This window comes from Arthrobacter sp. NPDC057013 (genome assembly GCF_042674585.1).
GTDB lineage: Bacteria > Actinomycetota > Actinomycetes > Actinomycetales > Micrococcaceae > Arthrobacter.
This window is the reverse complement of record NZ_JBHUSE010000026.1, coordinates 26,528-39,095: the sequence shown is the minus strand read 5'-3', so window position 1 is coordinate 39,095 and position 12,568 is coordinate 26,528. Positions and strand designations below refer to the sequence as shown.

Below are 12,568 nucleotides of genomic sequence, written 5' to 3'. Positions count from 1 at the left end.
GAAAGGCAGATCCCATGAGCAAAACCTTCCAGCCCACCGAACTCTTCCAGGGGAAACTCGACGAAGCCCCGCTCGGCCCGCCCCTGGCCGAGGTGCTGGGTGACGAGATTCAGACCCGAATCGCCGTTCCCTTTACCAGCGACGACTCCCGCATCCTCTCTGGAGTCTGGGAAGCTGAACCGGGCCTCTCCCGCTGGGAGTTCCTGGAGCGCGGTGAGGTCATTCACGTCCTTGAAGGACGAATGGTTGTCACCGAGGACGGCGGGCAACCGGTCACCCTGGAAGCTGGAACTGCCGGCTTTTTCCCCATCGGATGGCAGGGAACCTGGGAGATCCAGGAACGGATCCGCAAGTTCTTTGTGATCTTCAATTCCTAGTTGCTGCCGGTGGAGGCTCGGCGCCCATACCGGGTCTGACAGGTTTCGCTCGTGAGCGGGCTCCCCACCGGGGCAGTGGTTACCGGATCTTCTGCGCCTCTCAACGGGGGGACTAAGCGAGGCATGCGGACATTCGGTAGCCACTGCCAGCCGGGGGAGCCCGCTCACCTTTGATTTTTCCCCTCAAGCCTGCCTATCGATCAGGTGGAACCCGTCTGGAGCGAGCAGTTGCAGGGCCGGGTCCGACCAGGGGCCCCGGGTGCCCGCCGCGGAAGGGCCTTCGTCACCTGGGTGACGGCAATGTCCCCGGCTTCGCCCCGCCGCAGGATGTCCTCGCGTCGGTCGCCAGCTTGTCCGCCACGGCGTGTGCTGGCGGGCTTGCCAGTGCGACTAGAAGGTGAGTGCAAGCGCAAGCGGGACGAGGCCAGCAAGCACCACCACCGCCGAGTCGGTTTCCGCTGCGTCGGCGCCTTCGGCCGGATCTTTGTAGATTCCGATGAAGGCGCCCGCCGGCTGTCAGTGCAGAATGGCGCTGATCTCCGCCCGGACCAGCCGCTCAGCCAGTTCGCCAAGATCCAGGTTCAGGACGGCCTTGAGGGCACGCGCCATGTTGGGAGCGGCGGCCAGGAACTCGGCCAGGCCGGGATCGGATTCCAGCTCCCGGCCAAGCTTTTCCCTGACGTCATCCGCGGTCCAGTGGCTGTCGGTATGCTGACTGGTGAGTACAGTCCTGGTGTTCATGGCCCTGCCCTTCATTCATCCTGTGCATTGGCTTTGCCATAACCGACTTTGCCGCGGCCGGCTCAAGGATCGGTCAGGCAACAGGCCAGATTTGGACAGGTTTCGGCCAAGTTTTGATAAAGGACGTGGCGTCGGTCGCCCGGAGAAGCGGGACTAATTCGGCGGCTGGCACAGTTATGCCCAGAAGGCTGGGGTAGGTCCGGAGCTTGAGCCCGGACCGGGCTGCGCCCACGTACGGCTTTTGACTGACGAGGGGAATGAGATCAAATGACGACGACGGCTGCCGAAGGAGTCGGATTCCGTTCCCGGCGGGGACCTATTCTTATTGCCCTGATGCTCTCGACGGGTCTGGTGGCGATCGATTCGACCATCGTCGCGACGGCGGTGCCTTCGATCGTTGATGACGTTGGCGGATTCACGTCGTTTCCGTGGCTTTTCTCGGCCTACCTGCTGGCACAGGCAGTCTCGGTGCCCGTCTACGCGAAACTCTCGGACGTCGTCGGCCGCAAGCCGATCATCCTCACAGGCATCGGCCTTTTCCTGCTCGGCTCGATCCTCTGCGGAGTGGCCTGGAGCATGCCCGCCCTCATCGCGTTCCGCGTGCTGCAGGGCCTGGGCGCCGGAGCTGTCCAGCCGGTGGCGATCACCATCGCCGGCGATATCTACTCGCTGGCCGAGCGGGCGAAGGTGCAGGGCTACCTTGCCAGCGTGTGGGCGGTCTCCTCTGTTGTTGGCCCGACGCTTGGGGGTGTGTTCTCCTCGCTGGGCATCTGGCGCGGCATCTTCCTCGTGAACATTCCTTTGTGCCTCCTGGCAGGGTGGATGCTGGTCCGGACGTTCCACGAGGATGTTGGACGCGCGAAGCACCGGGTCGACTATCTGGGGGCCGGGCTGCTGACGGTTTCGCTCAGCCTGCTCATCCTCGGAGCCCTCGAGGGTGGCCAGGCGTGGGCCTGGAACTCTCCGGTCGGCATCGCTGTCTTTGCGGTCGGAGCACTCCTGTTCGCCGTCTTCATGCTCGTCGAGCGGAAGGCAGCGGAGCCGGTCCTCCCGCCGTGGGTAGTATCCCGGCGGCTGCTGGCCACGACCGCGATGATCTCGTTCGGCGTCGGCGCCGTCATGCTTGGCCTCACCTCCTACGTCCCCACGTTCCTCGAAGGGGCTCTCCGGACCTCCCCGATTCTCGCCGGGCTCGCCCTGGCGGCATTGACCATCGGCTGGCCCATCAGCGCGTCCCAGGCCGGCCGGTTCTATTTGCGGATCGGGTTCCGCAGGACCGCCCTGATCGGCGTCACGGTCACGGTCATCGGGACGGCCGTATTGGCTCTCACCGCCCCGGCACCCAACATTTTGGTGGCAGCGGCAGGTTGTTTTGTCGTCGGACTTGGCTTGGGGCTGGTGGCGACCCCGAGCCTCATTGCCGCCCAGTCAAGCGTCGAATGGAATGAGCGCGGCGTCGTCACCGGCACCAATCTTTTTGCGCGCTCGATCGGCAGCTCCATCGGCGTCGCCGTATTCGGGGCAGTGGCCAATGCGATCTATGCCGGTGCCCCCGGCGGCGTCACCGGTCCGCAGGCCACCGTGTCAGCGTCGACAGCTGTGTTCATTGCAGTGCTGGTGAGTGCAGTCCTCACGGTGGTTGCCGTTATCGCGATGCCTGCGGTGGACGACTAGCGCAGCACCTCCGGCGCGGCCGCCAAGGCCGGAGCGGCGGCCGCACAGGACTAAGGCCGGACGGCCCCCGCGGGCGCTGGCTGCCGCTGCTTCTTCGGCCGAACGGCCTGGGCAGGCTGCGGGCGGGTGACGGCCAGGATCATGCCGACGCCGGCCAGAGAAGAGATCATCGCTGAGCCGCCGTAGGAGATGAACGGCAGGGGCACGCCGATGACCGGAAGCAGGCCCGTGACCATGGCAATGTTCACCACGGCCTGACCAATGATCCAGGTGATCACGCTGGAGGAGACAATGCGTGCGAACGTGTCCTGGGTCCGGGCAATGACCTTGAAAACGGCGATGCCGAGGACCGTAAACAGCACCAGCACCAGGAGGGTTCCGGCCAGGCCGAGTTCCTCGCCAAGGATCGTGAAGATGAAGTCATTGTGGGCTTCGGGGATCCAGTTCCACTTTTGCCGGCTCTGCCCCAGCCCCACTCCCAGCCAGCCGCCGGAAGCCAGGGCGTACTGGCCGTGCAGCGCCTGGTAGCCGACCCCCTGGGAATCGTCAGCGGAACCCGCGCCGAGCCAGGACGAAATACGGGACACACGGTTGCCGCTGGTGGCCGCCAGGACGAGCGCCAGGACGGCGCCGGCGATGCCCGCGACACCGAAGACCTTCATCCGTACGCCGCCGTAAAACATGGTGGCAGCGAGGATCATCATGATGATCATGGCCGTGCCCAGGTCATGGCCGAAGGCGACAAGCCCGATGATGATGGCGCCGGTCGGCAGCAGTAAGGGGACGACTGCGTGCTTCGACTCATGCAGGAGTGCCTGCTTACGGGACAGGACGGCCGCCGCCCAGACGATGAGCGCGAGCTTGGCGAACTCGGACGGCTGGACCGTGAAACCGCCGAACCCCAGCCAGTTCCGGTTGCCGTTCACGGTCATGCCCAAGGGTGTGAACACCAGGCCGAGGGATACGACGGCGGCCCCCAGGAGCGGCCAGGCCAGCCAGCGGATGTGCCGGGTCCGGAGGCGTGCCAGCCCGAACATGATGGCTACCCCTGCTGCCGTCCACATGGCCTGCTTCAGTGGAAGGTCGTACGGGTTCTTACCCGCCGCCACGGACTCCACCGACGACGCGGAGGCCACCTCGATCAAGCCAAGCGCTGCCAGAACCAGCACCACTGCCAGGATGACCGGCCGGGTACGGTCCCCGGACTCATCACCGAGCCAGCGCCCGATGCGGAGCAGGACGTCGCCGCGCCCCGTCGCCGCGCTCGGCGGAAGCTTCACGGTCATTCGGACATCACTTGATTCCTTCCACGGGTCCGGCCTGCTCCGGGCCATTCCGGGAAGGGGAAACCCACCGGGGAGAAATCATACGTCGTGGCGGGCAGGATCCGGTGCATGCCGGACACGGGTGCCGTGCCGGATGGTTCAGCCCCGGTAGAGGTGCCGGCCGTAGAGGTGGCTGCGCCGCGGCTGCCTGACCGGGGGAGCGGAACAGAATTGCTGGAGTTCCGCGACCAGGCGGAAATACCTGTCGGATTCGAGGGCGGCGAGTGCCCGGTCGTAGGCTGCTCCGTATTCGGACCCCCGCGCGGTGGCCGGGTGCAGCGGTCGGGTCGGATCGTGCACCGGCGCCGAGTGGCTGAGCGGGCCCAGGGCTTCGAAGAGCCAGGCCAGCTCAGCACGGAGCCCATCAACTGCGGTCCTGTCGAACAGTCTGCGGTCCCCGAGAACTGACCAGACCCGGCCGGCGGCGGCAGTCATTCCACCGGAGGCGTTCCGTTCGCCGGCCCGCACCCCGGGGTCGCAACTGAGCAGCGCAGCAACCTGGTCGCAAAGGAAGGATGACACCGCCGGTGCGGCTTGTTGATGGGTTTTCTCCAGAGCTTTCAGCATTTTCTGTCCCGACTGTCCCGGTGACCGGGCCGGAAGGAGGCCCATGATTTCATCGCCATCGATACAACTATGGTGATCCGGGGACCTGAGACAGCCATGAGAAGCCTGTGAGGGTCTTCTCATGCGAAGGGCCATTGGCCCCTATCCCATGGCTGTCTATGCTGATGCTTGCAAGGAAGCTCACCGCGAGGCGAACGGGATCGCCGTCAGGAGGGTAGCGCAATGACTGAAGGTACGGGCCGGGTGGTCTGCGACATCACGGTCACAGCCGACGGATACTCGGCCGGGCTCAACCAGACCGAGCAGCGCCCGTTCGGTGACGACGGCGGCGACGGCAGCGGCGACGCACTGCACGCCTGGATGTTTAAAACTCCGGACGAGAACCGGGCCGAAATCGACCAGATCGTCGGGGCCAAGGCATTCATCATGGGACGCAACATGTTCGGCCCGGTGCGTGGTGAGTGGGACCGGCAGTGGAACGGGTGGTGGGGCGACGATCCGCCGTTCCATGGGCCGGTCTTCGTGCTCACACACCACGCCCGCGAACCGCAGCCGATGGACGGCGGTACCACTTTCCACTTCGTCACCGACGGCATCGAGTCGGCGCTGGCCCAGGCACGCGCCGCGGCCGGCGGCGGCGACGTCGCGATCGGGGGAGGTGCCACCACCATTAACCAGTACCTCGCCGCCGGTCTGATCGACGAGCTGCGCGTGCACATCGCGCCGCTCACGTTTGGCGCCGGTACCCGGCTGTTTGAGGGCGTGCCGCCGCTGAAGCTGGAGCAGGTGAAGTCGCGGGCATCGAGCCTGGCCACGCACGTGACCTACCGTGTGCTGTCCTGATCCGGTTGTCTCAGCTTTTAGCCCAGGTACGCGTCGGCCACCGACAGGGCCTCATCCAGGATGGCTACGCCGGCGGCCGCGTCAGTGTCGCTCACGTTGAGGGGCGGAGCGACATTGACACGGTTGCCCTGGACCAGCGGCAAGAGCCCCCGGTCCAGGCACGCCCTGGCGACGGCGGTCATCGGCGCGTTGTCAGCTGCTGCTGCCCCGGCGCGCACGAGCGGCTCTTTCGTCTGCCGGTTCCGTACCAGCTCCAGGCTCCAGAGCCCGCCGATGCCCCGCGCATCGCCTACGGATTCATGCTTCTCGGCCAGCCCCCGGAGGGCCGGGCCAAGGACTTCGTGGCCAAGGCGGGCAGCTGCCGCCGCGGTTCCTTCCTCGTGCATCGCATTGATGGCGCCGACCGCTGCTGCGCAAGCAAGGGGGTGGCCGCTGTACGTCATGCCCGCCGGGTAAGGGCGTTTGGTGAAGGCCTCGTAAATCGCGTCGCTGACCAGGACGCCGCCCAGTGGAACGTACCCGGAGTTGACGCCCTTCGCGAACGCCATGAGGTCTGGTGCCACACCCGCGTGGTCAACACCGAACCAGGCTCCGGTGCGGCAAAAGCCCACCATCACCTCGTCGGCGATGTAGACAATGCCATGGCGGTCGCACAACTCGCGTACCCCGCGCAGGTAGCCGGGCGGCGGCACGATGACTCCCGAACTGCCAACTACGGATTCCAGAACCAGGCCGGCGATGGTCGTCGGGCCTTCCAGCAGGATCACCTGCTCCAGATGGGCCAGCGCCCGCTCGGATTCTTCCTCCGGCGACTGCGAACCGAAGGCCGAGCGGTACAGGAAAGGACCAAAGAAGTGCACGGCGCCCGCCGCGCCCGTGTCCGACGCCCAGCGGCGCGGGTCGCCCGTGAGGTGGATCGACGTCGTCGTCGAGCCGTGATAGGAGCGGTAGGCGGCGAGTACTTTGGGGCGCCCCGTGAACAGCCGCGCCATCCGTACTGCATGCTCGATGGCCTCGGTCCCGCCGGTGGTGAACAGCACGTGCCCCAGATGCTCAGGTGCCACCTCGATGATCAGCCGCGCCGCCTCGCCCCTCACATCGGACGCGTGGCCTGGAGCGAGGGTGCACAGGCGGTCGGCCTGCTCCTTGATCGCAGCCACAATGCGCGGATGCTGGTGACCGAGGTTGGTGAACACCAACTGCGAGCTGAAGTCCAGGTAGCGCCGCCCGTCGACGTCGACGACGTGGCTACCTGAGCCACCGACCAGCGTGGGCACCTCGCGCGGTCCCTGCACAACCCAAGGGTGGAAGACCAGATCATCGGGATTCATGACATCCTCCGTTGCTTGCGTGCCGGGTTGTTTGCATGCAGGTCGTGTTCCGCTCCACTGCTTCACCTTGGCACCTTCCGGCAGCAGTTTCCAGATGCCACGGACGCTTGAACGGCCGCTCGCTCCGTGGATAGCATTGCCGGCACGGACGTCGACGGCGCAGCGTTCCGGCGGCCACTGACGTAAATCTGATCGGGGACACGGCCATGAGCGAGACAACTGCAGAAACGTCATCAGCGGAACTGATGGTCGACCTGATCATCTCGCTGGACGGATACGCCTCGGCCGAGGGGTGGCCCGGCTGGTGGGGACTGGAGGGTCCGGAATACCTTGCCTGGCTCGAGGAGGAGGGAAAGAAAAGCTACACCTTCCTCCTGGGCGCGAACACCTACCGGGTGATGTCCAGCATGTCCGGGGAGGCTGCGGCCGGAGAATCAGGGTTCTCCGAGGACGAGGGAGCCGCCCTGGCCGGCCTCGATGCCGTGCCCAAGGTGGTCTTTTCCTCCACCCTGCAGGCACCCCTGACATGGGCCAACTCGGAACTGGTCACCGGCGACGCGGTTGAGGCCGTGAGGGAAATGAAACGGACCGGAACCCGGCCTTTGAGCACCCTTGGCAGCCTCAGCCTTTGCCGGTCACTGCTCACCGCCGGCCTTGTGGACAAGTTTAGGCTGGTCGTCTTCCCGGTGATCACCGGCCGGACCGGGCGGGAGCGCATCTACGACGGCTATCCGGACGTCTCGTTGGAGATGGTGGACAGCCGGACCTTCGACGGCAGGCTGCAGCTGCTCGAGTACATTCCCACGGTGATTGATGGGCCGCCGGGCGGTGGGCCGGGGTGAGTTGCCCTACGGGGATTGCGGTCGGAGTGGGATCTTTGATGCCGACCAAGGGTCCCGCCTGCAGGGAAGTTTTCGGTCCCTTGACGGCTTGCTGCGGCGACGGCATGGTGGAAGTTGGATGGAGGAGGCGACCATCATGCAAGAGAAAAGCTGGTCGGTGAACGTCGTTATCGACGTGCATGAAAGCCAGACGCGGGCGACGGCGCGACTGCAGGTCGCGAAGCGGCCTGAACTGGTGGGTATCGGAATGGCCAGGCTGAACCCGGCGGACTCTGATGTCCCCGAGATCGGGGATGAGCTGGCAACCGCCCGTGCGTTGGCGGACTTGGCGCATCAGCTGATCGAGGTCACAGCGGCCGACATAGAGAAAGTCACCAGGGCACCGGCGCATTTGCGGGCGTAGACGGCGCCTTAAAGGCGCCGGGGTGATATTGTTCTGCCGCAGGCACTGCAGCCGATCCGCCCCGCCGGTGTGTCATGTAACCGTGCCCTTTCCGTAGCTGCTGAACTGCGGCCCCGTTTGTACGCAACGCGCCGGCTGTAGCCACCGCGGAGCGCGTCGGTACCGGTGCCGGCAATTTCCTGCAGCAACCCGGTGACTGTTGCTGTTAACGCCGGGACCAGCGGAGTGGTGCCGGGGTTCATGCGTGCGCCCCCTTGGGTGCCTGGGCCCGGGCTGCGAGTCGGAACTGGTCCGGGACGGTCCCTGCACCGGTGGCCAGGTCCGCCGCGAGCCGCCCGATGAGCGGGGCAAACTTGGCGCCGTGGCCCGAGCAGGGGGAGAGGATGGTGACGCCGTCGGCGCGGTCGAGGATGAAGTCCTCCGTGCGGGTGTTGGTGAAGAGGCAGGTGGTCTCCGCGTAGGGCTCAGGGATGAGGCCTGGCAGGTACTGTTGCACGTACTCGATGACCCGACGGCGGTTCTCCGGGTTGATCTGGCCGTCCTGTTCGGCGGCGGAGGGCAGGATCTTCCCGCCGTTGTATTCGGCGACCTTCTGGCCGCGGAATCCGGCGTCCCGTCCGCCCGGCAGGCCGTACGCCTGCCAGCGTTCGCGCTTGTGGATGAAGGTGGGCCACGGCGAAGCGTCATGGTCCGTGCCGTCGGCATAGGGGAAGTGGTAGGCCTGCTCCTGCCGCACCTCGATCTCGGGCATGCCGGCGAGGAAGGACGAGGGCAGCGACAGCGATCCCAGCAGCCGGGGAAGCCAGCCGCCGGCCGCTACAATTACGTTCGCGGCCCGCAATGACCGGCCGTCTTCTGAGGTCAGCACATATCCGCCGTTCGCTGTGGTGACCGAGGCAACCGGCCAATTGTTGTGGAGTTCCGCGCCGTGCGCCACGGCCTGGTCCACCATGGAGGCGACTGATTCGTGGGCGTCGATGACACCGGCGTCCGGGTGCCAGAGCACGTGGGTGTCAAAGGCGATTTGCGGCCACCGGCGGCTGGCCTCTTCCGGGGTGAGAAGCTCGTGGTCGATCCCGCGCGCTTCCAGCACGGCGGCCAGGCTTTCCGGCTGCCGGATTGCGCCGTAATCCACTGCGCCCGTGGGGGTGATGAGCTGCTTGCCGCTGAGGCGGGCCAGTTCGTCCCAACCAGTTTTCGCCTCCTGGACCAGCCCGGTGTAGAACTCCACGGGGTAGGCGTAGCGGAAAATGCGGGCGGAGCCGTGCGAGCTGCCGGCTTCGTTGGCAGGGGTTGAACGTTCGAGCAGGGCAACATCGTGTCCGCGGGCGGCCAGGTGCCAGGCAGCGGCGGCTCCGGACAGCCCTGCACCGACGACGGCGTATTCGGTCGATTCCATGGGGTGGCTCCTTTTGGCGGGGATGGTCGACGGGGCTGTGCCCCTCTTCCCCTCAAGTAACTCACCCCCTTTTGCATTCGGTCCAATATAATTTGGCTTGTAATTATTAGCGTCACTCGAAAGAATTGCAGTGGAACTCCGGCAGCTCAGGTACTTCCTCGTCGTCGCCGACGAGCTGCACTTCGGCCGCGCCGCCGAACGCCTGCACATCACCCAGCCGCCACTGACAGTCGCCGTCAAGGGACTGGAGCGCGAGCTGGGTGTCCAGCTCTTCGACCGCACCACCCGCCGTGTGACGCTGACGGGGGCCGGCCAGGCATTCAAGGACCGCGTCCAGGCGGCTGTTGCGGACCTGGACGCCGCCGCCCGGGATGTCGCTGACGTCGCCGCCGGAAAGAGCGGCAGGATCAGGGTGGGGTTCGTCAGTTCCGCGAGCTACACCACCGTGCCCCAAGCCATCCAGGCCTTCCGCCAGCAGCGCCCCCGCATTGACCTGGTGCTGCATCCGCTCACCAGCGGGGAGCAAATTGAGCAACTGCTGGACGGAAACCTCGACCTGGGGCTGATCCGTGATCCGGGTGACGTGCCCGGGCTGAACCTCGAACTGCTGAGCGCGGAAGACCTGGTGGTGGTCCTTCCTGAAACGCACCGTTTGGCGGCAGCGAAGGAGGTCCGCCCTGCGGACCTCGAAGGGGAGCCCATGATCCTGTTTCCCTACCGGCTGATGCCCGGGTTCGTGGCAAGGGTGCTGCGGCTCTTCGAGTCCCTGCCCACCCCGCCCGTCGTCGTCCAGCAGGCCATCCATCAGGAGACGGTCCTCGGCCTGGTCGCGGCTGGCTTGGGGATTTCCATCCTGCCGGAATCCGTGCAGCGGTTCGAGATGCCGGGCGTAACCACGCGCCGCCTTGTTGGGAGGCCCCAAACGGAACTCCATGTTGCCCGAGGCTCCGGGCGTTCCCCCGCCGTGGACGATTTTGTCCTGTGCCTGAGGGGAGAGATTCCCGACTAGCTCGGGCTGCAGTGCGGAAACCTTCTCTTGGCCTGACCGCAATATTACTTGAAGGTTTAACTAAATACGGTTACCGTTGGTGGAAGCTTCAAGCAATCTCCACTGGAAGGCCAAGGACCGCAGATGACCGCTTGTGTTGAAACCGCCCTGCAGGATGCGGCGCTGCCAACTGCCGGGCACAGCCCCGTTAGTACGCGCAGCCCGGTAAGTACGCGCAGGTCCGTTAGTACGCGTAGCCAGGCCAGCGTGCGAAGCCAAGTGACGGTGCCCCTGCGCTTTCCGGACGGATTCAGCACGACGGCGGAGGTGCTGACGTTCGGTGGCCTCGCGGACGGCAAGGAGCACCTGCTGCTCGCCCTCGGCCATTGGGAACAGCAACTTCTCACCCAGGATGTGCCGCTGGTCCGGCTGCACAGCGAATGCATGACCGGCGACGTGTTCGGCAGCCAGCGGTGTGACTGCGGACCGCAGCTGCGCGAGGCCGTGGAGGAGATCGCCGCGGCAGGCGGGTTCCTGCTTTACCTTCGCCAGGAGGGCCGCGGCATCGGCCTGTACTCCAAGCTGGACGCATACTCCCTGCAGGACACGGGCCTCGATACGTACGACGCCAACCTGGCCCTGGGTCACGGCGAGGACGAGCGCGATTACACTGCCGCGGCCCAGATGCTGGGGGCGCTTGGCGCCACCCGGATCCGCCTTCTGAGCAACAACCCGGACAAGGCTGAACAGCTGACGGCCCTCGGCATTGACGTCACTGAGCAGATTCCCACCGGGGTGTTCCTCTCGCCGGCCAACCATGGGTATCTGGCGGCGAAGCGGGACCGCACCGCACACACGCTGGAACTGGAAAGTGCCGACGTCGGGCGCGTACCGCCGGTGGCGGCGGGCACCGTTCCCAGCCACGACGGGATGCTCAGCCGCGTTGACGGCCTGGTTCCCCGGCTGCGGGAGCGTGCGGAGGAAACGGAGCGGCTGCGCCGCCTCCCCGAATCCACCGTGAATGAGCTGAAGGAGGCCGGCGTGTTCCGGATCCTGGCACCCAAGGAGCTGGGCGGATACGGCATGGGCGTGGAAACCTATGCCGAGGTAATCCGGAGGCTTGCCCGGGGCTGTGCCTCGACGGCGTGGACTGCCGGGCACCTGATTGAGCACGTGTGGATGCTGGCGCGCTGGCCCCAACGGGTCCAGGATGAAGTCTTTGCCAGCGGCCCTGCTCCGCTGGCCGCGGCCACGAGCGCTCCCGTTGGCACGGCCCGGAAGGTGCCGGGCGGGTTCTCGGTTTCGGGCCACTGGAGCTTCGCATCCGGGGTTATGCATTCGGAGTGGGCCCTGCTGGCGGTGGACTGCGTCGGAGCCCGCCTGCAGTGCCTCGTTCCGGTCTCCGATCTGGACCTGCTGGATGTGTGGCACACGGACGGGCTGCGGGGGACAGGCAGCAACGACCTGCGGGCGAAAGACCTCTTTGTGCCGGAACACCGCGCCATGGATTGGGCCCTGCTGAGCGCCGCGGACAACCCGGGCAGCCTGATCCACGGGGACCCCATGATCCACACGCCCATGGCAACGCTGCTGAACCTGGTGGCACCCGCGGCCGCACTGGGAGCCGCCGAGTACGCCGTCGACGTCTTTCGGGAAAAGATGCTGGTGCGAAAGGTGAAGAACACCGCTGACAACCGCCAGGCGGATTCGCCGCTGGCGCAGGCCCGCTTCTCGAAAGCCCATGGACTGGTGGCCACGGCGCGCCTGCACTGGCAGGAGGCGGTCAGGACGGTGGCTGAATCCCATCGGCGCCGGCCATCCGCACTGACGGATGCGGAACGCGCCGGCTACCGGCTGTCCCTTGCCCTCAGCGGTGAGGCTGCCGAGAAAGCTGTCCGGCTCGCCGTCGCCGGCTCGGGCGGGAGCGCCCACCGGCTGTCGCATCCGCTGCAGCGGACCCAGCGCGACGTGAATGTACTCCTCAACCACCCGACCCTGAGCCTGGATCCGATCCTTGAGCAGGCGGGCCGGGGCTTGCTGGGGCTCGGGTTCACGGTAGCGTCCTTCTAAGTCCCTGA

The 12,568-nt window shown here is 66.2% G+C and carries 12 protein-coding genes; 7 read left to right on the top strand and 5 right to left on the bottom strand.

What is annotated here, in order from left to right; genetic code table 11:
- The first annotated feature begins 14 nt into the window (after nt 1-14).
- The gene (locus ACFTSA_RS22250) at nt 15-377 is read left to right on the top strand and encodes a cupin domain-containing protein (protein WP_354260328.1); all 363 of its coding nucleotides are present in this window, start codon (nt 15-17) and stop codon (nt 375-377) included.
- 516 nt (nt 378-893) lie between these two features.
- On the opposite strand, the gene ACFTSA_RS22245 is transcribed toward ACFTSA_RS22250, so the two are convergent.
- A complete protein-coding gene (locus tag ACFTSA_RS22245) occupies nt 894-1,118 on the bottom strand; it encodes a hypothetical protein (protein WP_354260322.1) in 225 nt (74 codons plus the stop codon).
- A 267-nt stretch (nt 1,119-1,385) separates the two neighbouring features.
- On the opposite strand from ACFTSA_RS22245, the gene ACFTSA_RS22240 reads away from it, so the two are divergent.
- Complete coding sequence (locus ACFTSA_RS22240; protein ID WP_377954110.1) at nt 1,386-2,792, top strand: MFS transporter; 1,407 nt, start codon at nt 1,386-1,388, stop codon at nt 2,790-2,792.
- Nucleotides 2,793-2,842: 50 nt separating this feature from the next.
- Here the strand turns inward: ACFTSA_RS22240 and ftsW are convergent, their stop codons facing one another.
- Nucleotides 2,843-4,078 (bottom strand): putative lipid II flippase FtsW, encoded by a 1,236-nt coding sequence (ftsW, locus tag ACFTSA_RS22235; protein WP_377954108.1) that lies wholly within the window; start codon nt 4,076-4,078, stop codon nt 2,843-2,845.
- 138 nt (nt 4,079-4,216) lie between these two features.
- Entirely contained in the window at nt 4,217-4,684 is a 468-nt protein-coding gene (locus tag ACFTSA_RS22230) for a CHAD domain-containing protein (RefSeq protein WP_377954106.1), read from the bottom strand.
- A gap of 222 nt (nt 4,685-4,906) precedes the next feature.
- On the opposite strand from ACFTSA_RS22230, the gene ACFTSA_RS22225 reads away from it, so the two are divergent.
- Nucleotides 4,907-5,527: a dihydrofolate reductase family protein gene (locus ACFTSA_RS22225; protein WP_377954105.1), complete on the top strand. Its 621-nt coding sequence runs from the start codon at nt 4,907-4,909 to the stop codon at nt 5,525-5,527.
- A 17-nt stretch (nt 5,528-5,544) separates the two neighbouring features.
- Here ACFTSA_RS22225 and ACFTSA_RS22220 read toward each other — a convergent pair whose 3' ends face one another.
- Nucleotides 5,545-6,858 (bottom strand): aspartate aminotransferase family protein, encoded by a 1,314-nt coding sequence (locus ACFTSA_RS22220; protein ID WP_377954102.1) that lies wholly within the window; start codon nt 6,856-6,858, stop codon nt 5,545-5,547.
- A 206-nt stretch (nt 6,859-7,064) separates the two neighbouring features.
- On the opposite strand from ACFTSA_RS22220, the gene ACFTSA_RS22215 reads away from it, so the two are divergent.
- Together ACFTSA_RS22215 and ACFTSA_RS22210 are read left to right on the top strand one after the other, a co-directional pair.
- On the top strand, nt 7,065-7,700 hold the full coding sequence (locus tag ACFTSA_RS22215) for a dihydrofolate reductase family protein (RefSeq protein ID WP_377954100.1): 636 nt from the start codon (nt 7,065-7,067) through the stop codon (nt 7,698-7,700).
- A gap of 118 nt (nt 7,701-7,818) precedes the next feature.
- Nucleotides 7,819-8,103, top strand: coding sequence for a DUF1876 domain-containing protein (locus ACFTSA_RS22210; protein ID WP_377954099.1), 285 nt, complete (start codon nt 7,819-7,821; stop codon nt 8,101-8,103).
- Between the two features lie 238 nt (nt 8,104-8,341).
- Here ACFTSA_RS22210 and ACFTSA_RS22205 read toward each other — a convergent pair whose 3' ends face one another.
- Nucleotides 8,342-9,502 carry an FAD-dependent oxidoreductase gene (locus ACFTSA_RS22205; protein WP_377954097.1) on the bottom strand — a complete coding sequence of 387 codons (1,161 nt, stop codon included), beginning with the start codon at nt 9,500-9,502 and terminating at the stop codon, nt 8,342-8,344.
- A 130-nt stretch (nt 9,503-9,632) separates the two neighbouring features.
- Between ACFTSA_RS22205 and ACFTSA_RS22200 the strand changes: the two genes are divergently transcribed.
- Both ACFTSA_RS22200 and ribA read left to right on the top strand, forming a co-directional pair.
- Nucleotides 9,633-10,511 carry a LysR substrate-binding domain-containing protein gene (locus tag ACFTSA_RS22200; RefSeq protein WP_377954095.1) on the top strand — a complete coding sequence of 293 codons (879 nt, stop codon included), beginning with the start codon at nt 9,633-9,635 and terminating at the stop codon, nt 10,509-10,511.
- Nucleotides 10,512-10,757: 246 nt separating this feature from the next.
- Nucleotides 10,758-12,560, top strand: coding sequence for a GTP cyclohydrolase II RibA (gene ribA / locus ACFTSA_RS22195; RefSeq protein WP_377954092.1), 1,803 nt, complete (start codon nt 10,758-10,760; stop codon nt 12,558-12,560).
- Nucleotides 12,561-12,568 lie beyond the last annotated feature (8 nt).

Coding starts and splice junctions, on each gene's coding strand:
- ACFTSA_RS22205 (WP_377954097.1), bottom strand. CDS start 9,502: ATGGAATCGACCGAATACGCCGTCGTCGGTGCAGGGCTGTCCGGAGCC.
- ACFTSA_RS22215 (WP_377954100.1), top strand. CDS start 7,065: ATGAGCGAGACAACTGCAGAAACGTCATCAGCGGAACTGATGGTCGAC.
- ACFTSA_RS22240 (WP_377954110.1), top strand. CDS start 1,386: ATGACGACGACGGCTGCCGAAGGAGTCGGATTCCGTTCCCGGCGGGGA.
- ACFTSA_RS22225 (WP_377954105.1), top strand. CDS start 4,907: ATGACTGAAGGTACGGGCCGGGTGGTCTGCGACATCACGGTCACAGCC.
- ACFTSA_RS22230 (WP_377954106.1), bottom strand. CDS start 4,684: ATGCTGAAAGCTCTGGAGAAAACCCATCAACAAGCCGCACCGGCGGTG.
- ACFTSA_RS22245 (WP_354260322.1), bottom strand. CDS start 1,118: ATGAACACCAGGACTGTACTCACCAGTCAGCATACCGACAGCCACTGG.
- ftsW (WP_377954108.1), bottom strand. CDS start 4,078: ATGACCGTGAAGCTTCCGCCGAGCGCGGCGACGGGGCGCGGCGACGTC.
- ACFTSA_RS22220 (WP_377954102.1), bottom strand. CDS start 6,858: ATGAATCCCGATGATCTGGTCTTCCACCCTTGGGTTGTGCAGGGACCG.
- ACFTSA_RS22210 (WP_377954099.1), top strand. CDS start 7,819: ATGGAGGAGGCGACCATCATGCAAGAGAAAAGCTGGTCGGTGAACGTC.
- ACFTSA_RS22250 (WP_354260328.1), top strand. CDS start 15: ATGAGCAAAACCTTCCAGCCCACCGAACTCTTCCAGGGGAAACTCGAC.